The sequence below is a fragment of the Aquabacterium sp. genome (assembly GCF_050725395.1).
Lineage (GTDB): Bacteria > Pseudomonadota > Gammaproteobacteria > Burkholderiales > Burkholderiaceae_C > Aquabacterium.
The window spans coordinates 111,563-132,614 of record NZ_JBOHHL010000005.1 but is presented as its reverse complement, the minus strand read 5'-3'; the positions used below and the strand labels follow the sequence as shown (position 1 = coordinate 132,614).

Below are 21,052 nucleotides of genomic sequence, written 5' to 3'. Positions count from 1 at the left end.
TGGGCGGCATGAAGCTGCTCCTCCGCTGGTTACTGCTGTCCTCCGCCCTCATGCTCCTGGCCCAATGGGACCACGGGGTTCAGGTCAACAGTTTCGGGGCGGCCATGATCGCGGCCCTGGTGCTTGGCCTGCTGAACGCCTTCGTGCGCCCATTGCTGATCCTGCTGACCTTGCCGGTCACCGTGCTGACGCTGGGCTTGTTCCTCTTCATCATCAACGCCTTCACTTTTCAGATGGCCTCGGGCCTGCTGGACGGCTTCCATGTGCGCAGCTTTTGGGATGCGCTGCTGGGTTCGGTGGTCTACAGCCTGTGGGGCCTCGTGATTGATGCCGCGCTGGAGTACATCTTCGGCGGGCGCCGGACGCGCGCGAACGACTGACGGGCGCCCGCCGCTCAGCTCAGCAGACCTTGCAAGGCCCGCAGCACCGTGGCCTGGCGCACCGCCGCACGGTCCCCAGGAAACAGGCAACGCTCCGCCCGCGTGGCCTGCCCCTGAACCGCCCAGGCCAGCCACACGGTGCCCACCGGCTTGTCGGGCGAGCCCCCGGTGGGGCCCGCCACGCCCGTCACCGCCACCGCCACCTGGGCGCGAGACCGGGCCAGCGCACCTTCGGCCATGGCGCGGGCCACCGGTTCGCTGACCGCGCCATGGGCCGCGATGAGGGCGGCATCCACCCCCAACAGATCGGTCTTGGCCTCGTTGCTGTAGGTGATGAAACCGCGCTCGAACCAGGCGCTGGAGCCCGACAGCTCGGTGCAGGCGGCTGCGATCAGGCCACCCGTGCAGGATTCGGCGGTGGCCAGTTGCCAGCCACGCGCCGTCAAGCGTTCGGCGAGGGACCGCACCAGCGTCGGCAAGGGGTCTTTTTCTTCGAAGGCGGGCATTGGCATCTCCTCCTGGGTCGTCATGGCATCACGGCGCCAGCCAGGCTGGCCGAACCCGGGCCACCAGGGCCAGGACCAGCAAGGTGCACAAGGCCGCCACGAGGTCGTCGAACAGGATCCCGAAGCCCTGGGCCCAGCCAATGCCCTGCCCGGGCTTGCGCTTGAACAGGCGGTCGGCCCAACCCACAGGACCGGGCTTGGCGGCATCGAAATAGCGGAAGAGCGCGAAGGCCAGCAATTGGCCCACAAAGCCCGTGGGAGACAGTATCCACAGCACGAGCCAGAAGGCCAGCACCTCGTCCCACACGATGGCGCCTGGGTCGGCCAGGCGCAGGCTGCGCGCGGTGTGAGTGCACGCCCACCAGCCCAGCGGCAGGCCCAGGCCGATCAGCCAGGCCCATTTCAGGCTGGCCTCTGCCCCCGTGCCCCAGAACTGTTGCAAGGCCCAAAAACTGACCCAGGCCCACAGCGTGCCCACGGTGCCGGGCGCTTTGGGGCTGAGGCCACTGCCGGCACCCAGGGCGATGAAGTGGGCTGGGTGACTCAGCAGCAGGGTGACGTCGGGCCGGCGAGGCAGCAAGGGGGCCTCTGGGGTGTCGATGGGCTCGGGGTCGGGCTGGCTGGGCAGGGTCATCAATCAGGCCTTGAAATGGTCGAAAGCGGTCCAGCGGTTGGGCACCTCGCGGGGCGGGGCGTCGTCGTCGGGCCAGGCGTCCAGCTCGCCCTGCAGCAGCTGCAGGCCCGGCTCGGCCTGGATCGCGCCAATGCGGGTCAGCGGCAGGCCCAGGGCGTCGCTCAAGGCCAGGATCCGCGTGCGGTGCGCGGCGGGCGCCGTGAACACCAGTTCATAGTCGTCGCCCCCGGCCAGCAGGCAATCGTGCTGCTGCGGCAAGGGCCGGGTGGCCAGCACCGGGTGCACCGGCAAGGCATCGAGCACCAGGCGCGCGCCCACCCGGCTGCGGCGCAGCAGGTGGGCCAAGTCGCCCAGCAGGCCGTCGGACACGTCGATCACGGCGCTGGCCAGGCCTCGCAAGGCCAGGCCCAGTCCGACCCGGGGCGTGGGGCATTCCATGGCCAGGCGTGCGAGGTCGAATTCATCGCCAGACAGCGATGGCGCCAGGCTGCCCCGAAACGCCTCCAGCGACAGCCGCGCCAAGCCTGGCCAGCCGCTGACCCACAGGTCATCGCCCGCGCGGGCGCCACTGCGCAGCAAGGCTTGGCCCGCCGGCACCTCGCCCATCACCGTGATGCCAATGCTCAGGGGCCCGGCCGTGGTGTCACCGCCGATCAGCTCGCAGCCATGGGCATCGGCCAAGGCCAGCAGGCCTTGCGAGAAGCCGGCCAACCAGGGCTCGTCCACGCGGGGCAAGGTCAGGGCCAGGGTGAAGGCCAGGGGCTGGGCACCGCAGGCCGCCAGGTCGGACAGGTTCACGGCCAGGGCCTTGTGGCCCAGCCGGCGAGGATCGACGGTGGACAGGAAATGCCGCCCTTCCACCAAGGTGTCGGTCGACACGGCCAGTTGCATGCCCGCGGCTGGCGCCAAGATGGCGCAATCGTCGCCATTGCCCACCACGGCGCGGCGCGGACCCTGACCAGCGGGTCGCCAGAAAAATCGTTCAATGAGGTCGAATTCGCCCAGGCTCATGGGGTGATTGTCGCGCGGACCGTGCGCGATTCACGGCAAGGCCACCACCTGGTGCAAAACCGCCTCAACCTGCGCGCCCCCGCACCCGAAATCAACGGCGAAGACCGTCCACCGGCACCACCACCCCACTTCATGGAAAACATGGCCCCCTCCCTGGCGCTGCACCTGGCGCCACAGCACCCCACCCAGGGCGAGTCGTTTCTCGCCCGGGCGGTGCTCGGCCCCGCAGGCCCTGTGCGCCAAGGGGTCAAGCGCCTGCTGTGGATGTTGCCAGCCTACGCCTTCGCCATGGCGCTGATGGTCTGCGCGGTGGCGTTCCAACGCGTCCAGCCGTGGCAAGCCTGGGTCCTGGGCAGCCACGTCCTGGTCGGACTGGCCGGCTTCTATGGCGTGCTGCGCACCGGCCTCATGGCCCACCGCCGCGAGCCCACCCTGGCCTTTCCGCAAGTGCTGTTCAGCCTGAGCACGGTCTGCCTGTCCTACGCCATCATCGAGTCGTCGCGAGGCATGGCGCTGGAATGGATGTGCCTGGTCCTGGTGTTCGACATGCGCCGCCTGAACGGCCGCCAGGCGCAAGTGGCCACGTTTGGGGGCCTGGGACTGCTGGTGGCCATGCTGCTGCTCACCTGGTGGCTGGCGCCGGCGGCCACGCACTTGAAATCCGCCATGGCCGCCATCGCCACGGCCGGCTTGACCATGCCCACCCTGCTGATCGTCACCAAGGTGGGCCGACGCTTGCACCAACGTCGCCTTGACCAGCGGGCCGCCATGGCCGCGGCCTTCGAGCAGCTCAACGCCCTGTCCATCCGCGATGGCCTGACGCAGCTGTTCAACCGCCGCCACATGCTGAGCCTGCTGGAGGACGAAGTGCGCCGCCAGCAGCGCAGCCACCGCGTGTTTTGCGTGGCCCTCCTGGACATCGACCTCTTCAAGCAGGTGAACGACCAACACGGGCATGCCGTGGGCGATGCCGTGCTGCGCGATTTCGCCACCCTGGCCCAAAGCGCCTTCTCGGGCAGCGATGCGGTCGCACGCTGGGGCGGCGAGGAATTCCTGGTCCTGCTGTCCGAAGCCGGCCAAACCCATGCCCTTGAGATGATGGAAAGCCTGCGTCAGGCCGTTCTCCAGCACGATTGGACCAGGCATGCACCCGCGCTGGCCGTGACCTTCTCCGCCGGGGTGTGCGAGCACGCCCCTGGAGACGCCCTGACCCGGTCCCTCGAACGGGCCGACGCCGCCCTTTACCTCGCCAAGGCGCAGGGCCGCGACCGGACCCTCGGCTCGGGCGATTTGTCCCACGCCACGACATGAACAAGTGGCAGCCACTGGTCGAGCTGATCCTGACCACCGATCCCCGGCGACGCACGACCCTGGGCATGTGCCTGCTCGGCACCGGTGTCTACCTCGGCTTCCTCGCCCTCATCTGGTGGTACATCGCCCCGAATTTGCTGTCTGACGAGGAAAGGACCTGGACTTGGGTCTTCACCACCCATGAACTCATCGCCATCGGCCTGTTCTACCCCTTGATCCGGAGCGGGTACACCCTCCGATACGACGACCCTGGCCTGGTCGCCGTCCAGATCATCTGGGCCAGCGCCGCCGTCGTGCTGGGCTATGCCGTGGCGCCCGTCATGCGGACCGGCAATCTGCAGATCCTGTGCCTCATTCAGGTCTTTGGCTTCATCAGCCTGCGCCCCCGCTCGGCCGTGCTGGCGGGCGGCGCCACGATCACCATGCTGCTGACCATGTGGGTGACCATGACCGTCCTCCATTCGCCCGGCTTCAACCCCGCCGACGAGGCCTTCCAAGTGTTCCCGACCTGCTTCATCCTGGGCCTGCTGACTTGGCAATCGCGCAACTTCGGCCTGTCGCGCCAACGCATGGCCGACGAAAAGGCCCACTTGGCCGCCGCCACCGAACGGGTCCGGCAGATCGCCCTGCGTGACCCACTCACGGGTTTGTTCAACCGCCAGCACCTGCAAACCCGCATCGACGCCGAATGCGACCGGGCCACCCGCAGCGGCAGCAGCTTTTGCATTGCCCTGGTCGACCTGGACCATTTCAAGCGCGTGAACGACACGCATGGCCACCACGTGGGTGATGACGTGCTGCTGGCCTTTGCCCAGCAGGCGCGGGCCTGCCTGCGCGAAACGGACCTGATCGGACGCTGGGGCGGCGAGGAGTTCGTGGTGGTGATGCCCGAGACCGAGCCCGGCCACGCCGGCAGCCATGGTCTCGCCAGGCTCAAGGAGGTGCTGCTGGGCACCGAACTTTCTGCGCAGGCACCCGAGTTGCGGATCACTTTTTCGGCAGGGCTGGCCGCCTGGCGCGCTGGCGAATCCACCGAGCAGCTCCTGCAACGGGCCGACCAGGCCCTGTACCTGGCCAAGGCGCAAGGGCGCAACCGCTCGGTGATCGCGGGTTAAATCGCGACCCTGCGGCCACCCACATCGCGGGCCGCGTTTCAAGTTCCTACAATGGAGGGTCGGGTGCCACCAACATCGGCAGCGCCCCTGAAAGGCTCCCTGCATGACCACCCCCGAAGAAAAACGCGCCGAACTGAAAAAAGCCGCGCTGGAATACCACGAGTTCCCCACCCCCGGCAAAGTCGCCATCAGTGCCACCAAGCAGCTGACCAACCAGCGCGATCTGGCCCTGGCCTACTCGCCCGGCGTGGCGGCCCCGTGCGAGGAAATCGTCGACAACCCGGCCAACGTCTTCAAGTACACCAGCCGGGGCAACCTGGTGGCCGTCATCACCAATGGCACCGCCGTGCTGGGCCTGGGCAACATCGGCCCCCTGGCGGCCAAGCCCGTGATGGAGGGCAAGGGCGTCCTCTTCAAGAAATTCGCCGACATCGACGTGTTCGACATCGAGATCAACGAGAACGACCCTGAAAAGCTCGTCCAGATCATCGCCTCGCTCGAACCCACCTTCGGCGGCATCAACCTGGAAGACATCAAGGCGCCGGATTGCTTCTACGTCGAACGCAAGCTGCGCGAGCGCATGAAGATCCCGGTTTTCCACGACGACCAGCACGGCACCGCCATCGTCGTGGGCGCCGCCCTGCTCAACGGCCTGAAGGTCGTCCACAAGGACATCAAGCAGGTCAAGCTGGTGGTGTCGGGGGCCGGCGCCGCCGCCCTGGCCTGCCTGGGCCTGCTGGTCAAGCTGGGACTGCCCCGCGAAAACATCTGGGTCACCGACCTGGCGGGCGTGGTCTACGAGGGCCGCCTCGAGTTGATGGACCCGGACAAGGCCTTCTTCGCGCAGGAAACCAACCTGCGCACCCTGAGCCAGGTCATCGAAGGCGCCGACATCTTCCTGGGCCTGTCCGCCGGCGGCGTGCTCAAGGCCGACATGGTCGCCAAGATGGCCGCCAAGCCCATCATCTTCGCCCTGGCCAACCCCAACCCGGAAATCCTGCCGGAAGAGGTCAAGGCCGTCCGCGACGACGCCATCATGGCCACCGGCCGGTCGGACTACCCCAACCAGGTCAACAACGTCCTGTGCTTCCCCTACATCTTCCGGGGCGCGCTGGATTCTGGCGCGACCACCATCACCGATGAGATGGAGATCGCTGCGGTCCACGCCATCGCCGAACTGGCCCAGGCCGAGCAGAGCGACGTGGTGGCCCAGGCCTACGCCGGCGTCAATTTGAGCTTTGGCCCCGAGTACCTGATCCCCAAGCCCTTCGACCCGCGCCTGATGATCAAGATCGCGCCGGCGGTGGCCATGGCGGCGGCCGCGTCCGGCGTGGCCCAGCGCCCGGTCAAGGACTTCGTCGCGTATGGCGAAAAGCTGCAAAGCTTCGTCTACGCCTCGGGCCAGACCATGAAGCCCATCTTCAGCGTGGCCAAGCGCGCCAAGAACAAGCGCATCGCCTTCGCCGAGGGTGAAAACGAGCGCGTGATGCGCGCCGCCCAGATCCTGGTGGATGAAGGCCTGGCCTGCCCCACCCTGATCGGCCGCCCACAGGTGATCGAGCAGCGCATCGAGCGCTTCGGGCTGCGCCTGAAGGCCGGCGTCGACTACCAGGTGGTCAGCGTCGAGAGCGACCACCGCTACCGCGACTACTGGCAGACCTACCACCGCCTGGCCGACCGCAAGGGCGTGACCGAGCAACTGGCCAAGATCGAGATGCGCCGCCGCCTGACCCTGATCGGCGCCATGCTGCTGCACAAGGGTGAGGTCGACGGCCTGATCTGCGGCACCTGGGGCAACACGCCCCTGCACCTGCACTACATCGACCAGGTCATCGGCAAGCGCGCGGGTGTGAAAACCTACGCCGCCATGACGGGCCTGCTGCTGCCGGGCCGCCAGGTCAACATCCTGGACACCCACATCAACTACGACCCCACGGCCGAGCAACTGGCCGAAATCACCATCATGGCGGCCGAAGAGATGATGCGGATCGGCCAGCGGCCCAAGGCGGCGTTGCTGTCGCACTCCAATTTCGGCTCCAGCAACCACCCCTCGGCCCTGAAGATGCGCGAGGCCCTGGGCCTGATCCAGGAACGTGCCCCCTGGCTGGAAATCGACGGCGAAATGCATGGTGACGCTGCCCTGAACGCCACCTACCGCGCTGAGCTGATGCCCCGCAGCACCCTGGCCGGCGAGGCCAACCTGCTGGTCTGCCCGAACATCGACGCCGCCAACATCGCCTACAACCTGCTCAAGGAGGCGGCCGGCCAGGGCATCGCGCTGGGCCCCGTGCTGCTGGGCGCGGCCAAGCCGGTGACCATCCTGACGCCCTCGGCCACCGTGCGGCGCATCGTCAACATGACGGCCATGACCGTGGCAGAGGCCAACGCGGTCCGCTGAGTCCTTCAAACGGACGTTTGTCAAAAAAACGTCATATACCACAAACTGTCAACCCCCCACGCAAAGGCCCCTGCGCACCGGATTTCCGGGGCTGGGGCCTTGAGCTTTTGGCCCGATTTCAGTAGCATCACGGCTTTTGGAGACCTGAGCTGTTCAGGCTGAATTCAAGGCTGGAAACACAGCAATGTCGGTGTCTTGCGCGAACGTGAAGCAGTTTTCAACCGATTCACGGAGCCCCTCAAGGAAGGCCCAAAGCATTGCCAGCGGCATGGCCAAAACGGCCTCCTGGTTGATGTGGGCAAGCTTGTTGAGCTGCGCGGCACTGTCAGACGTTGGCGTTTCTTCAGCCTGGGCTCGGTCCAGGCCAGCGGCATCGGCGCCCAGCCTCGTTGACTCCGCGTCAGCGATTGGTTTGTCGCAGTTGCCGCCCCAGGCCCAGGACGTCCACCGGCGCATTCTGGCGGGTGGTCCTTTCAGATACGCCAAGGACGGCATCGTCTTTGGCAACAGGGAGCGTGCCTTGCCTCGAAAACCGCGTGGGTTCTACCACGAGTACACGGTGCCTACACCAGGATCGCGTACCCGAGGTGCCCGGCGCATCGTTTGCGGAGGTGAAGTAGTGCAAATCCCTGAAACTTGTTTTTATACCGAGGATCACTACAGCAGCTTCAAACCCATTGATCCCCGGCACTGAGTCCTCACCGGCTCTCGGCTGCTTCGTTCTTTTGTCCTTTTCTTCGACCTTCAAAATCTGGCCCACGAGGGCAATGCGCATGTCAATGCACTCTCGGCCCCAAGCGATCATGTTGTTGCAATCCGTTCGACCCAACATCGTTCAATCCATCCGCGCCTTTCGCCCGGAAGACTTGCAACAGGCGGCCCTGGATGCCGGGCAGCACTTCCTGTACACCAACCTGAGCGAAGCCCAGTCCAAGCAGGACGTCCTGGACATCATCGCCCGCGACTTCCTGTTCCCCGACCACTTCGGCAAGAACATGGACGCGCTCTACGACTGCATGACCGACCTGGTCCACAAGTCGGGTCCGCAGCCAGGCTTCGTGGTGGTGCTGGAACTGATCCCGGACGGCGTCAAGTTCGACCGCGAAACCCGCGAGTTGCTGCTCGACTCCTTCCGCGATGCCGCCGACTTCTGGAGCGAGCGCAAGATCGCCTTCCGCGTGTTCTATTCCATCGCCGTCTCGGGCAAAGAGTCCGCCGGCAATTGGGACCGCGCTGAAGTCGCTCAAAACGATGCCGCGCCCGCCGTCGTCGTCAAGCCGACCAAGGTGTCGAAAAACGCGCCTCAGCCCATGACCATGAACCTGCCGCCCATGAGCAGCGCGTTCGACACGGCCATGCTGCTGGTGGCCTGAACCGGGGCTCAACGGCCGGCGCGGGAGCGCCAGTCGTCGAGTTGTTCGCCCCCTGCGTGCCCTCCACGCAGGTAGATGGGCGCAATGCTCGTCACTGGCGTGGGTGCCACGCCCAGGGCCGGCAAACCAGGCCAACGCCCGGTGGCCACATTGGGCACCTGCATCGAATCCAGGTTGTCCTTCGACATCAAGGGCTCGCCAGGCAGGACCGACATGGCGAAGGCCTGCGCCCGCCCCACCCAGCCGGGCACGGGCACCACCCGCCGGGGGTGGCCACTGAAGCGACCCGCCATCTCCACCAATTCCTTCAAGGTGTAGACCTGCGGCCCGACGCATTCATACGTCTGGCCTGCAGTCGTGGGGTCGGCCAGGCAACGCGCGATCGCCCGGGCCACATCGCCCACCCACACGGGCTGGAACCTGGCGTCGCTGCCCGCCAGCGGCACGACCGGGAAGGCAGCCTGCAGGCGGGCGAACAGGTTCAGGAAACGATCGTGCGCCCCGAAGATCACACTGGGGCGCAGCACGGTCAGGTCCAGGCCGGCGGCGCGCAAGGCCAGCTCGCCCGCCGCCTTGGTGCGCAGGTAATTGGACGGCGCCGAGGCCGGGTCGTCGGGCACGCCCAGGGCGCTGACATGCACCACGCGCCGGACCCCAGCGCGCACGCAGGCCGCCGCCAGACGCTGGGGCAGGCCAACGTGGGCGTGTTCGAACTCGTCCTTGCTGCCATGCAGGATGGCGACGAGGTTGACCACGGCGTCGACGCCGGCCAGCAAGCGCATCAAGGCTTTTTCGTCGTGCACGGAGGCCTCGACCACGTCGACCGTGGGCAAGGGCAGGAGGTGCTGGGCATGGGCCCGGCGTCGGGTGGGCACGGTGATGCGGACGCCGCCCCCGCCGTGCTGGTCCACCAGTTGTTCGCACAAGGCCCGGCCCACGAAACCGGAGCCGCCCAACACCAACCATCGTTTCATCTGTGGCCTCAGGGCAAGTCTTGCTGGGGAGGCGGCTCGTTCCTGGGCCGAGGCCCGATGGTGCCACCCAGCCTCGTTTTAATCGACAACGGACGTCCTTGCAAGACATGGCCGTACAGCACGGCGTTGGCGAGCACCTTCTTCACGTAATCGCGCGTCTCGTTGAAAGGGATGTTCTCGGCCCAGGCGGCGGTTTCCAGGCGCGGGCCTTCACGCCAGCGGCGGGGCCGCCCGGGGCCGGCGTTGTAGGCGGCGGCGGCCATGGCCTGGGAGCCGTCGAAGTCGTCCTGGATCAGCTTGAGGTAGCCCGCGCCCAGCTTGATGTTGGTCAGGCGGTCGGTGATGAGGTCGGGCGTGTAGGCGATGCCCAGTTTCTTGGCGGTCCAGGCAGCCGTGGCGGGCATGACCTGCATCAAGCCCGCGGCGCCCACATTGGAGCGGGCGGCAACGATGAAGCGCGACTCCTGGCGGATCAGGCCATACATGTAGGCAGGGTCCAGGCCGACTTCCTGGGCGGCGGCCTGCACATCGCGCCGGTAGGGCGTGGGAAAGCGCTGGTACAGGTCCACCTCCACGCGGGTGCGCTCGCTGGTGTTGATGCAGCGGTCCCAGATTTCTTGCTCGCAGGCCACGTCGGCCACGGCCAGCAGTTCGCGGTCGCTCAGCCCCCCCACCTTGCTGTAGCCCACGGTGTAGTTCCATTCACGGACCGCCTCGCCGCGCCAACCCAGCGCGAAGAGGCGCATGGCGCGGTCGATGCCGGGCAAAGCGCGGGCTTCGGCCTTTTCGGCGTCGTTCAGGGCGGCGGGCCTGGCGGGGGCCTTCGCTGGCGCGCCTTGGAGATCCTCGGCGGCCAACAGGCCATAGAAACTGGTCGTGCCGCTGATGCGCGCCATCAGTTCACGCCCTTGCTGGCGGGCGTCGGCGGGTTGCGCAGCGCCTGGCACGGGCACAGCCGGGTTGGCCGGACGGGCCATCAGGGCCCGCGCTTTCCAGTAGACCCAGGCCGGGTCCTGCTGCTGGTCGATCGGCATGGCGTCCACGGCACGCTCCACCAGCGACCAATGCTGCGGCTGCCCCGCTGTGGCCGCCCGCAGCGCCGCGCGCCCCATCCACGAGAGGGTGTCGTTCGACCAGGTCCGGGCCACATCGGAAGGCGACAAGCCGCCACCCACCGCCATCGCCCGTTCGTACAAGGCGGGGGCTTCGGGCTGCAAGCGCCAGGCGCTCTGGCGGGCCACCTGGGCCCAGGCCCAAGCCGCTTCCTCGGCGGTCAGTTGCCAGCGGGTGCGGGCATCGGGATCGTCCAGGGCGGCGGCCACCGCCGGCGCGTCCATGGCGGCCCAGCGGATCAGCGCCAAAAGGTTCAGCGGCCCCTGGATCTCCTTGGGCAGCCCCGCCACGGCGGGCGCCAGCTGCGGCAAGTCGCTGGGCCGCACGATTTTGTGGCGCCCCGACTTTGGCCGGCCCTTCGCACTGGACTCCAGGTGGGCACCGGCTCCACGTTGGCCGCCGGCCCTGCCCGCCGAGGCCGTCACTGGCCTGGGGAAGAGGTACTCCCGGGGCTGCCCCACCAGGCGGGCCACCGCCTGGGCCACGGTGGCGCCCAACAATTGCGCGGTCTGCTGAACGACCTTGGGCTTGTCGGTTTCCAGGGACAGACGCAGCTTGCGCCACACATCGGTGGTCGTGAGGACGCCGGCGGGAAAGAGGGCCTGGGCCATGGTGATGCAGCCGGTGTCCGGGTCTTTCTGGGCCCACCAAGCTTGCCGGGCCTGTTCGCGCAAGTCGCCAGGCCCTTCGGGCACGGCATGGGTCTGCTGGCGGGCGAGCACCCCGTAACAGACCACTTCCTTGTCGTCATTCATGCGGAAACCGGGCTGGATGCGCAGGAAAGTCGCCCAATCACGACGTTGGCCCAGCACCAGCAACCAGTCGTTGCGCAAACGGTCGGCCACGTAGGTCTGGGGCCAGCGCGCCAGGAACTCATCCACCTCGGAGGGCGAGGCCTGCACCAGGCGGCTCTGCATCGCCCAGAAATCGGCCCAGGGGGCCAAGGGGTGGCCTGAGGCGATCAGCGCGTCGCGGGCGGCAAAAAGGCGGGGGTTGTCACGCACCCGAAGGGCTTCCCGCGCCTCGACCACGCCCAGGTCATCGACGGCCGCATGGGCCGGCGGCGCACCGCCCCACCACACGGCCCCGGCCAGGATCAGGCCCCTGGCCCACAGTCTCCCTGCCGCAACAGCTGCATACTCGTTAACTTGTATCAATTGTTTTGACCTTTTGTCCTTGCCATGACTGTTTCGCCTTCCACCGCGCCACCGGCCCCCGACGCTCGCGGGGCACTGCGCCGGCACCTGCTGGCCACCCGAAACACCTGGGCTCAGGATGCCAGCGCGCTCGCCCAGGCCCAGGCCGCCTTGCAGAAAAACCTGCTGGAGGTGCTGCGCCAACTGGAGCCGGAATGCCTGGGCCTGTTCTGGCCGATTCAGGTTGAATTTAACCCAAGGCCCGCGGCCCTCCAGGCGCAAGGCGAATGGGCTTGCCAACTGGCGCTGCCCTGGGCCGCCAAGGCGAGTCGGCAGATGCACTACAGGTCCTGGCAAGGTGAGGAATTGCGCACCATGGACGAGTGCGGCATCCCCAGCCCCGATGGCCGGCCTTGCGAGCCCGACGTGGTCCTGGTGCCCTGCCTGGGGTTTACCCCCGAAGGGTTCCGGCTGGGTTACGGCGGGGGGTATTTCGACCGATTCCTGGCGGCTCACCCCGACGTCACCGCCGTGGGCGTGGGCTGGTCACATGCCCGGATCGACACGGCCGCGCTCGCCCCTCAGCCCCACGACATTCCCCTGATCGGCGTTGTTACAGAGTTGCAAATCTGGGGCGCCTGACCCCCCAGAGTGGGGGGAGGGTCGCGACAACCCTATACGTTATGCGCTGTGCATGCATCAAGATGAGCCATCGTCAAGTCAAACCCAGGGCGTCCACTGCGAGAGCCCTTCAACGATCACTAAGACTAAGGAATCGACAAATGAAGTCTTCTCTCAAGCTCGGCGCAATGGCTCTGGCAATCGCCTTCTCCGGTCTGGCCTCCGCCGCCACCCAGCCTTTCACGGCCGTCACCGGCTCGGTCACCCTCGACCTGGTCGCCGTCACCGCTGCTTTGAATGGCTACACCATCAATGCCGCTGGCGCTTCGACCTACAACAGCACGACCGGCGTGCTGACCGACCCGGTTCAAGGCGTGTCCACTTCGGCCAACCACGGCGCACTGCTGATCGACTTCAGCGACAGCTCGGGCATGAAGTTCACGAAGGCCTTCGCCACGTCAATCACCATGTCGAACTTCAGCTTCGACCTGGCCACCAACACGCTGTTCGGCGATCTGCTGGTTGGCTCGGCTGCCTTCCCCCTGCTGAACCTGACCAACCAGTCCCTGCTGACCGCCAACACCGTGTCGAGCAGCTTCGGCAATGAAGTCGGCACCAGCGTGACCGACTCGGCCACGCCTCGCGCCCTGGGTCTGCTGGCCTCCAACTTCACCCTGTCCTCCGCCTTCCAGTCGTACCTGACCGCGCGTGAACTGAACCCCGCGGACTTTGGCTACGTTGCCAGCATGATCAAGGAAATCAAGGTTGGCACCGTGGCTTCCGTGCCCGAGCCATCCACCTATGCTCTGATGGGCATCGGCCTGGTCGGCATGGGCCTGATGGCTCGCCGCCGCAAGGCTGCCAACAGCTGATCGACGGCTTCGGCCAGTCGACAAAAAGGCTCCCCAAGGGGAGCCTTTTTTCATGGGGCATCGGCCGATCTGGAGGCCGCCCCCGGCTGGTGGCCGCTTACCAGCCCAGTTGCCGGCACAAGGCCAGCACCGAGGTCGATTGATTCATCGTGTAGAAATGAAGGCCGGGCACGCCAGCGCTGCGCAGCTTGGCGCACAACTCGGCCACCACGTCCAGGCCAAACGCCTGGATGGAAGCCTTGTCGTCGCCGTAGCCTTCCAGGCGCGTGCGGACCCAGCGTGGGATCTCGGCACCACAGGCATCCGAAAAGCGCATCAGCTGCGTCGAGTTGGTGATGGGCATGATCCCCGGGATGATGGGGATGCCCACGCCACGCTTGGACGCCTCGTCCACGAAGCGGAAATAAGCGTCGGCATTGAAGAAGTACTGGGTCAGCGCCACATTGGCACCGGCCTTGACCTTGGTCACGAAGGCATCCAGGTCGGCCTGCGGGTTGCGGGCCTGGGGGTGCATTTCCGGGTAGGCCGCCACCTCGATGTGGAAGTGATCGCCCGTTTCCTCGCGGATGTACTCGACCAGTTCGCTGGCGTAGCGGAACTCGCCGAAGCCACCGTAGCCGCTGGGCAGGTCACCCCGCAAAGCCACCAGGCGGCGAATGCCCTGGGCGGCGAACTGTGACAGCTGCTCTTTCACGCCGGCCCGGCTGGCGCCGATGCACGAAAAATGCGGCGCGGCGTCGAAACCTTCGGACAGGATCGCCCGCACGGTCTGGATCGTGCCGTCTTGGGTGGAGCCGCCCGCGCCATAGGTGACGGAACAGTACTGCGGCTTGAGCGGGTACAGCTGCTGGCGAACCGCCGCCAGCTTGTCGACCCCTTCCGGCGTCTTGGGCGGGAAGAATTCAAGGCTCAGCGGCAGGGATGAAGGGGCAAGCGTGCTCATGCTTCAAACTTTCAAAGGAAATTCAAGGAGCAGACGGCGCGGTTGATGAAGACGATGCCCAGATGAAGAACTCCTGGTTGCCATCGCCCCCCGCGATCGGGCTGTTGAAGCCCTTGTGCACGGTCCAGCCGAGGTCGGTGCAGGCGCGGCGCACCATGTCGCGGGCCTTGGCGTGCAAGGCCGGGTCTTTGACGACGCCGCCCTTGCCGACGTTGCCCTTGCCCACCTCGAACTGCGGCTTGATCAGCATCAGCACATGGCCACCCGGCTTGAGCCAGGTCTTGAGGTGCGGCACCACGGTCGACAGCGAGATGAAGGACAGGTCGGCCACGATCAGGTCGAAGCCATCGGCCGGGGCGTGCTCGCGCAAGGTGCTCTTGCCGAGCTCCCGCGCGTGCACTTCTTCGAGCGACACGACACGGCCGTCTTCCTTCAGGCGCTGGTGCAGCTGGCCATGACCCACGTCGATGCCCACGACCTGGCGTGCGCCGTTGGCCAGCAGCACGTCGGTGAAACCACCGGTGCTCTGGCCAATGTCCAGGCACACCCAGTCGGACACATTGAGGTTGATGACGGCCAGCGCGCCTTCGAGCTTGAGCCCGGCGCGCGACACCCAGCGGAGTTCATCGTCGTTGGTGACGCGGAACTCCGTGCCCTCGGGCAGGTCTTCGCCCGCCTTGCGCAAGACGGTCCAGCCTTTGGGGCCGAGCCATTGCGCCGCGCTGGCGTCAATCAGTCGATGGGCGGCCGAGCGGGTGGGCGCGTGCCCTTGTTGAACGAGGAGTTGATCTGCGCGAGGCATGGCTTCTTTGGTTGATCCAGCAACCACTGCGGAGCCGGCTTGGCCGGTCCGCTGGTGGTGCCCCCTTGAAGGGGGCGGCCGTCAGGCCGTAGGGGGTGGTTAATACCTGTAAGTGTCGGGCTTGTAAGGACCGTTCTTGGGCACGCCGATGTAGGCGGCTTGTTCGTCCGTCAGCTCGGTCAGCTCGGCGTTCAGCGTGGTCAGCTGCAGGCGGGCCACCTTTTCGTCGAGGTGCTTGGGCAGCACATAGACCTTGCCGGCTTCATAAGCATCCTGGCGCGTGAACAGCTCGATCTGGGCGATCGTCTGGTTGGCGAAGCTCGACGACATCACGTAGCTGGGGTGGCCCGTGCCGCAGCCCAGGTTCACCAGGCGGCCCTTGGCCAGCAGGATGATGCGCTTGCCGTCCTTGAAGATCACGTGGTCGACTTGCGGCTTGATCTCTTCCCAGGTGCAGTTCGTTTCCAGCTCGGCAACGTCGATTTCGTTGTCGAAGTGGCCGATGTTGCAGACGATGGCGTTGTTCTTCATCGCCTGCATGTGCTTGTAGGTGATGACGCTCTTGTTGCCGGTCGTCGTCACGAAGATGTCGGCCTTGTCGGCGGCCCAGTCCATCGTGACCACGCGGTAGCCTTCCATGGCGGCCTGCAGGGCGTTGATGGGGTCGATCTCGGTGACCCACACCTGAGCGCTCAGGGCGCGCAAAGCTTGGGCCGAGCCCTTGCCCACGTCACCGTAACCGGCGACCACGGCGACCTTGCCCGCCACCATCACGTCGGTGGCGCGCTTGATGCCGTCGACCAGCGATTCGCGGCAGCCGTACAGGTTGTCGAACTTGGACTTGGTGACCGAGTCGTTCACGTTGATGGCGCGGAACAGCAGGCTGCCCTTGGCCGACATCTCGTTCAGGCGGTGCACGCCGGTCGTGGTTTCTTCGGTCACGCCGATGATCTGGGCGCCCTTGCGGCTATACCAGGTGCTGTCCACGGCCAGCTTGGCCTTGATGGCGGCGAACAAAATGCGCTCTTCTTCGCTGCCGGGGTTGGCCAGCACGCTTTGGTCGGTCTCGGCCTTCTTGCCCAGGTGCATCAGCAGCGTGGCATCGCCGCCGTCGTCCAGGATCATGTTGGGGCCTTCGCCTTCAGAACCCTTGGGGCCGAAGTCGAAAATGCGGTGGGTGTAGTCCCAGTAGTCTTCCAGCGACTCGCCCTTGTAGGCGTAGACGGGCGTGCCGGCGGCCACCAGGGCGGCGGCGGCGTGGTCTTGCGTCGAGAAGATGTTGCACGAAGCCCAGCGCACTTGGGCGCCCAGGGCCTGCAGCGTTTCAACCAGCACCGCCGTTTGAATGGTCATGTGCAGCGAACCGGTGATGCGCGCGCCCTTCAGGGCCTGCGTGGCGGCGTATTCCTTGCGGATGGCCATCAGCGCCGGCATTTCGCTTTCGGCGATCAGGATTTCCTTGCGGCCCCACTCGGCTTGAGACATGTCGGCGACGACGCAATCGACGCCTTTGTGATCGGTGACCAGGGATTTTTGTGCAGCGCTCATGGCGGCTCCTTCAAGCAACATTGATTTCGATGCCGCAGGGACGCCGGGGAGACGAGGAAAAATACAACTCACCCAGCGGGACACTTGCGGGTGAGCGCGGTTGCAGTGGGAACACTTCCGAGCCTGGGGCCTGTGCTTTTCATGAAAGACGGCCTTGCAACGCTCCTCGAAAGGACTGCCAGTATAAAACCCCCCATGCGGATTAGACAAGTGAATATGCGGGATGGGACAATGCCAGCTTTGGCGATCGCATCGCCTTCCCGAGCCCGCTGGAGCCTTGTTCCGTGTCTTCCCTGCTTTCCGAAACCCGCCGCCGCCGCACCTTCGCCATCATTTCCCACCCCGACGCCGGCAAGACCACGTTGACGGAAAAGCTGCTGCTGTTCTCGGGCGCGATCCACATCGCTGGCGCCGTCAAGGGCCGCAAGGCCTCGCGCCATGCCACCTCCGACTGGATGGAAATCGAAAAGCAGCGCGGCATCTCGGTGGCCTCCAGCGTGATGCAGATGCTCTACCGCGACCACGTGGTCAACCTGCTCGACACCCCTGGCCACAAGGACTTCTCGGAAGACACCTACCGCGTGCTGACCGCCGTCGATTCGGCCCTGATGGTGATCGACGCCGCCAACGGTGTGGAAGCGCAAACCCGCCGCCTGATCGAGGTCTGCCGCCAGCGCGACACGCCCATCATCACCTTCGTCAACAAGATGGACCGCGAAGGCCGCGACCCCGTCACGCTGCTGGACGAAGTCGAGGCCGAGCTGGGCATGCCCTGCGTGCCCATGACCTGGCCGGTGGGTCAAGGCAAGGCTTTTGGCGGCATCGTCAACCTGCGCACGCAGAGCATGCGCCTGTTTGACGCTGGCGCCGACAAGCGCGGCGGCGAGGACGAAACCGTGCCGTTAGCTGAGCGCGACAAGCTGCACGAACGCTTTGGCCACGATTGGGAGCTGGCCGAGCAGAACATGGAACTGATGGCCGGCGCCGCCCCCGCCTTCGACCTCGATTTGTTTTTGGCGGCCAAGCAGACGCCCGTGTTCTTTGGCTCGGCCGTGAACAACTTTGGTGTGCAAGAGATCCTGGACGCGCTGGTCGATTTGGCGCCTTCGCCCCGCCTGCGCCTGTCCACCGACAAGTCCGGTGCCTCGACCGAGATCCAGCCCGAGGCGCCCAACTTCTCCGGCGTGGTGTTCAAGGTGCAGGCCAACATGGACCCGTCCCACCGTGACCGCATCGCCTTCGTGCGCGTGTGTTCCGGCAAGTACGAGCCCGGCATGAAGCTCAAGGTGCAGCGTTCCGCCAAGGAACTGCGCCCCACCAGCGTGGTGACCTTCCTGTCGCAACGCCGCGAGGCGGTCGATGAAGCCTACGCGGGCGACATCATCGGCTTCACCACCCACGGCGGCGTGCAGCTGGGCGACACGATCACCGATGGCGTGACCTTGCAGTACACCGGCCTGCCCTTTTTCGCGCCTGAGCTGTTCCAGACGGTCGAACTCGCCAATCCCATGAAAAGCAAGCAATTGCAAGCAGGATTGATGCAGTTGGGCGAAGAAGGCGCCATTCAGGTCTTCAAACCCGACAGCGGTGGCTCGATGCTGCTGGGCGCCGTGGGGCAACTGCAGTTCGAAGTCGTGCAGCACCGCCTGAAGGCCGAGTACGGCGTGGACATCCGCTTGATGCCCTGCCGCTTCACCGGCGCGCGCTGGATCACGTCTGATTCGGCGGCGGACCTGAAGAAATTCACCGACGAGAACGCTTCGAAGCTGGCCCATGACGCGGCCGACACCCTGGCCTACATGATGACCTCGGCCTACGACCTGCGCCTGACGCAGGAGCGGCACCCGAACATCCACTTCCACCCGCTGCGGGAGCACGCGGGGTTGAGTCTCTCGCAGCAGTGAGATGGGCCACCCCTGGTTTGGTGGGCTCGTAATCCCGGATATCCGGTCGAACGGAGCGTGGTGAAAATTAGTTCTACCACGTAACAATATGACCGCCGAGGAATCCCATGCGCCAAGCACTGTCCGCCATCCTGTCTGCCACCTCCATCACGCTCGCCGTGGCGGCAGGCTTGCTGCCACTGTCATCCGCCCAGGCAGCCACGGCCGCCTCCACGACGGCCCAGACCAAGTACCCCATCGTGCTGGTGCATGGCTTCATGGGCTTCAAGGACATCCTGGGCGTCGATTACTTCTACCAAGTGCCCAGCGACCTTCGCAAGAACGGCGCCACGGTGTACGTGGCGGCGGTGTCCCAAGTCAACAGCAGCGAGTTGCGGGGCGAGCAATTGCTGCAGCAGATGCGCGCCTGGGCGGCACGCGACGGGGTCAAGAAGTTCAACCTCATCGGCCACAGCCAGGGCGGCCCCACCGCCCGCTACGTGGCCGGCGTGGCGCCTGAGTTGGTGGCCAGCATCACCACGGTAGCCAGCCCCTCGCGCATGACGGTGGAAGACGGCAACAACCCGGTCAACGACCTCATCACCAACTACAGCAAGCTCACCACCTTCTTCGGCTCCTTCGTGGCCTGGGTGTCGGGCAACAGCCAACTGCCACAGGATGTGGAGGCGGCCAAGGACTTCGCCAAGGAGGTCAACGCCTTCGCCACCCGCTTCCCTGCAGGCGTACCGTCCACCTATTGCGGCCTGGACGGCAAGGAATTCGAGGCTGGCATGTACCTGTATTCGGTCACCGGCAATCAACCCAAGACCAATGCCTGGGACCTCTCGGATCTGGCCATGGTGGCGTCGAGCGTGCCCAGCGACGGCACCCTGCCGGTGTGCTCCACGCACTTCGGCAAGGTGCTGCGCGACGACTATCCCTGGAACCACATCGACGAGATGAACCACATCTTCGGCCTGTTGGGCAAAGGGGCGCCGGACCCCGTCGCCTTCTACCGCACGCAGGCCAACCGGCTCAAGCTCAAAGGCCTGTGATCCCACCAGAGAAGAAGGCCCGCCGCTCGTTCAGCGGTGGGCCATCCACAAGTCATCGAGCCCGGTGAAGCCCCAGGCGGCCGGCGATTCGCGCGAGGCGATCTGGTCCGACGCCCCGGGGTGGCCCAGGTCGAGCAGCTCGGGGGGAATGCGCTGGTTGGACTTGGTCGAAAAGAACACCTTCACCACCGGCGCCAACAGCGACTGCGGGCCCTGCTCCACCACCACGCCCAGCCGCCCGGACTTGAGCTTGACCAGCGAACCAGTGGGGTAGATGCCGATGCTGCGGATGAAGGATTGCAGCACCGCCTCGTCGAAGTGCCCGTCCTTGCCCCACTGCGCCATGAGGCGGATGGACTCGGCCGGGTCCCAGCCCGCCTTGTAGGGCCGGTTGGAGGTGATGGCGTCGTACACGTCGCAGACCGCCCCCATCTTCGCGAACAGGCTGATGTCATCGCCCTTCAGGCCGTGCGGGTAGCCCTGGCCATTGACCTTTTCGTGGTGGTGCAGGCAGACGTCCATCGCGATCGGGCCCACGCCATGGCCCTCCTGCAGCAGGCGGTGGCCGGCGCCCGGGTGGCCTTTCATGATGGTGAATTCGGCGTCGGTGAGCTTGCCGGGCTTGTTCAGCACCTCGGTCGGCATGGCGCTCTTGCCCAGGTCGTGCAAGAGGCCGGCCAGACCGGCTTCGCGCGTGTCTTCGGCCGACAGCTTGAGCTGGCGGGACAGCGCCACCATCAAGGCGCACACCGCCACCGAGTGCATGTAGGTGTAGTCGTCGCTGGTCTTGAGGCGCGCCAGGCTGACGATGGCGCCGGGGTTGCGCTGCACCGACTGGGTGATGTCGTCGACCAGCGGCAGGCAATGCTCGGTGTCGATGGCCTTGCCCATGCGCACGTCCTGGAACATGGTCTTCATGGCGCCCCGGGCCTTGGCGCAGATGCGGCCGGCGCGGGCGACCTCATCCTGCAGGGACACGGTGGGCGGCGCGGCCGAATCTGCTTGAGGCAGCTCGGGCTCTTCGGCGACTGCGGAAGCCGTGAATTCGACACCATCGACCACGTCGACCTGGCGGGGCAAGGCGTCCTCGATCACCTCATCGTCCACGTCGCGGCCCTTGCCCACGTCGATCCAGACCTCCTTGATGGGGCTGCTGCGGATCTGCGCGAGTTCCTTCGGGTCGGTCAGCAAAACGGCCGACTTCCAGAAAGGATTGTCCAGCCAGGAGCCGCTCACCTCGTCGATGAACATGCCCACCCGCAATTGGCCGACCGGTATTTTTTTGCGCATGATCGCGATGCCGATGCGCCCCGTCGGGCACCTGCCCCATGCTAACGGATTCAAGCCGAGCGGTGGCCCTGCCGATAAGCCAGATTG

At 66.0% G+C, this 21,052-nt stretch carries 18 protein-coding genes, 1 pseudogene and 1 riboswitch; of the genes and pseudogenes, 10 read left to right on the top strand and 9 right to left on the bottom strand.

Translation table 11 applies throughout. The features are described from left to right. Window positions 1–8: 8 nt before the first annotated feature. A complete protein-coding gene (locus ACREB4_RS05325; protein WP_431587159.1) occupies window positions 9–380 on the top strand; it encodes a phage holin family protein in 372 nt (123 codons plus the stop codon). Window positions 381–394: 14 nt separating this feature from the next. Here the strand turns inward: ACREB4_RS05325 and ACREB4_RS05320 are convergent, their stop codons facing one another. The 3 genes from ACREB4_RS05320 to thiL are packed head-to-tail and all read right to left on the bottom strand — an operon-like array spanning window position 395 to window position 2,531. Next, on the bottom strand, window positions 395–886 hold the full coding sequence (locus ACREB4_RS05320; protein ID WP_431587158.1) for a CinA family protein: 492 nt from the start codon (window positions 884–886) through the stop codon (window positions 395–397). A gap of 28 nt (window positions 887–914) precedes the next feature. Further along, on the bottom strand, window positions 915–1,520 hold the full coding sequence (locus ACREB4_RS05315; protein WP_431587157.1) for a phosphatidylglycerophosphatase A family protein: 606 nt from the start codon (window positions 1,518–1,520) through the stop codon (window positions 915–917). Between the two features lie 3 nt (window positions 1,521–1,523). Next, a complete protein-coding gene (gene thiL, locus ACREB4_RS05310) occupies window positions 1,524–2,531 on the bottom strand; it encodes a thiamine-phosphate kinase (protein WP_431587156.1) in 1,008 nt (335 codons plus the stop codon). Window positions 2,532–2,534: 3 nt separating this feature from the next. On the opposite strand from thiL, the gene ACREB4_RS05305 reads away from it, so the two are divergent. The 5 genes and pseudogenes from ACREB4_RS05305 to ACREB4_RS05285 form a co-directional block, all read left to right on the top strand. Beyond that, window positions 2,535–3,842 carry a diguanylate cyclase gene (locus ACREB4_RS05305; RefSeq protein WP_431587155.1) on the top strand — a complete coding sequence of 436 codons (1,308 nt, stop codon included), beginning with the start codon at window positions 2,535–2,537 and terminating at the stop codon, window positions 3,840–3,842. Next, window positions 3,839–4,957 (top strand): GGDEF domain-containing protein, encoded by a 1,119-nt coding sequence (locus tag ACREB4_RS05300; protein WP_431587154.1) that lies wholly within the window; start codon window positions 3,839–3,841, stop codon window positions 4,955–4,957. Before ACREB4_RS05305 ends, ACREB4_RS05300 begins: the two co-directional genes overlap by 4 nt. Before the next feature lie 103 nt (window positions 4,958–5,060). Beyond that, entirely contained in the window at window positions 5,061–7,355 is a 2,295-nt protein-coding gene (locus ACREB4_RS05295; protein ID WP_431587153.1) for an NADP-dependent malic enzyme, read from the top strand. A gap of 268 nt (window positions 7,356–7,623) precedes the next feature. Then, entirely contained in the window at window positions 7,624–8,049 is a 426-nt protein-coding gene (locus ACREB4_RS05290) for a ribonuclease domain-containing protein (RefSeq protein ID WP_431587152.1), read from the top strand. A gap of 109 nt (window positions 8,050–8,158) precedes the next feature. Next, window positions 8,159–8,545, top strand: a pseudogene (locus ACREB4_RS05285) (barstar family protein); the annotation flags it as partial. A gap of 191 nt (window positions 8,546–8,736) precedes the next feature. Here the strand turns inward: ACREB4_RS05285 and ACREB4_RS05280 are convergent. Next, complete coding sequence (locus ACREB4_RS05280; protein ID WP_431587151.1) at window positions 8,737–9,702, bottom strand: complex I NDUFA9 subunit family protein; 966 nt, start codon at window positions 9,700–9,702, stop codon at window positions 8,737–8,739. 8 nt (window positions 9,703–9,710) lie between these two features. After that, a complete protein-coding gene (locus ACREB4_RS05275) occupies window positions 9,711–11,897 on the bottom strand; it encodes a transglycosylase SLT domain-containing protein (protein ID WP_431587150.1) in 2,187 nt (728 codons plus the stop codon). A 99-nt stretch (window positions 11,898–11,996) separates the two neighbouring features. On the opposite strand from ACREB4_RS05275, the gene ACREB4_RS05270 reads away from it, so the two are divergent. Together ACREB4_RS05270 and ACREB4_RS05265 are read left to right on the top strand one after the other, a co-directional pair. Continuing rightward, window positions 11,997–12,593: a 5-formyltetrahydrofolate cyclo-ligase gene (locus ACREB4_RS05270; protein WP_431587149.1), complete on the top strand. Its 597-nt coding sequence runs from the start codon at window positions 11,997–11,999 to the stop codon at window positions 12,591–12,593. 140 nt (window positions 12,594–12,733) lie between these two features. Then, window positions 12,734–13,444, top strand: a complete 711-nt coding sequence (locus tag ACREB4_RS05265; protein ID WP_431587148.1) for a PEP-CTERM sorting domain-containing protein — start codon at window positions 12,734–12,736, stop codon at window positions 13,442–13,444. Window positions 13,445–13,541: 97 nt separating this feature from the next. On the opposite strand, the gene metF is transcribed toward ACREB4_RS05265, so the two are convergent. The 3 genes from metF to ahcY all read right to left on the bottom strand — a co-directional run bounded on the left by metF (window position 13,542) and on the right by ahcY (window position 16,737). After that, entirely contained in the window at window positions 13,542–14,387 is an 846-nt protein-coding gene (metF, locus tag ACREB4_RS05260) for a methylenetetrahydrofolate reductase [NAD(P)H] (RefSeq protein WP_431587147.1), read from the bottom strand. 22 nt (window positions 14,388–14,409) lie between these two features. Then, on the bottom strand, window positions 14,410–15,189 hold the full coding sequence (locus ACREB4_RS05255) for a TlyA family RNA methyltransferase (RefSeq protein ID WP_431587146.1): 780 nt from the start codon (window positions 15,187–15,189) through the stop codon (window positions 14,410–14,412). Between the two features lie 99 nt (window positions 15,190–15,288). Next, entirely contained in the window at window positions 15,289–16,737 is a 1,449-nt protein-coding gene (gene ahcY / locus ACREB4_RS05250) for an adenosylhomocysteinase (RefSeq protein WP_431587145.1), read from the bottom strand. An 85-nt stretch (window positions 16,738–16,822) separates the two neighbouring features. Then, a riboswitch (S-adenosyl-L-homocysteine riboswitch) is annotated at window positions 16,823–16,911 on the bottom strand. A 110-nt stretch (window positions 16,912–17,021) separates the two neighbouring features. Between ahcY and ACREB4_RS05245 the strand changes: the two genes are divergently transcribed. Next, window positions 17,022–18,641 carry a peptide chain release factor 3 gene (locus tag ACREB4_RS05245; protein ID WP_431587144.1) on the top strand — a complete coding sequence of 540 codons (1,620 nt, stop codon included), beginning with the start codon at window positions 17,022–17,024 and terminating at the stop codon, window positions 18,639–18,641. Window positions 18,642–18,748: 107 nt separating this feature from the next. Beyond that, on the top strand, window positions 18,749–19,675 hold the full coding sequence (locus tag ACREB4_RS05240; RefSeq protein ID WP_431587143.1) for a lipase family alpha/beta hydrolase: 927 nt from the start codon (window positions 18,749–18,751) through the stop codon (window positions 19,673–19,675). 30 nt (window positions 19,676–19,705) lie between these two features. Here ACREB4_RS05240 and ACREB4_RS05235 read toward each other — a convergent pair whose 3' ends face one another. Next, the gene (locus ACREB4_RS05235; RefSeq protein WP_431587142.1) at window positions 19,706–20,965 is read right to left on the bottom strand and encodes an HD-GYP domain-containing protein; all 1,260 of its coding nucleotides are present in this window, start codon (window positions 20,963–20,965) and stop codon (window positions 19,706–19,708) included. Window positions 20,966–21,052 lie beyond the last annotated feature (87 nt).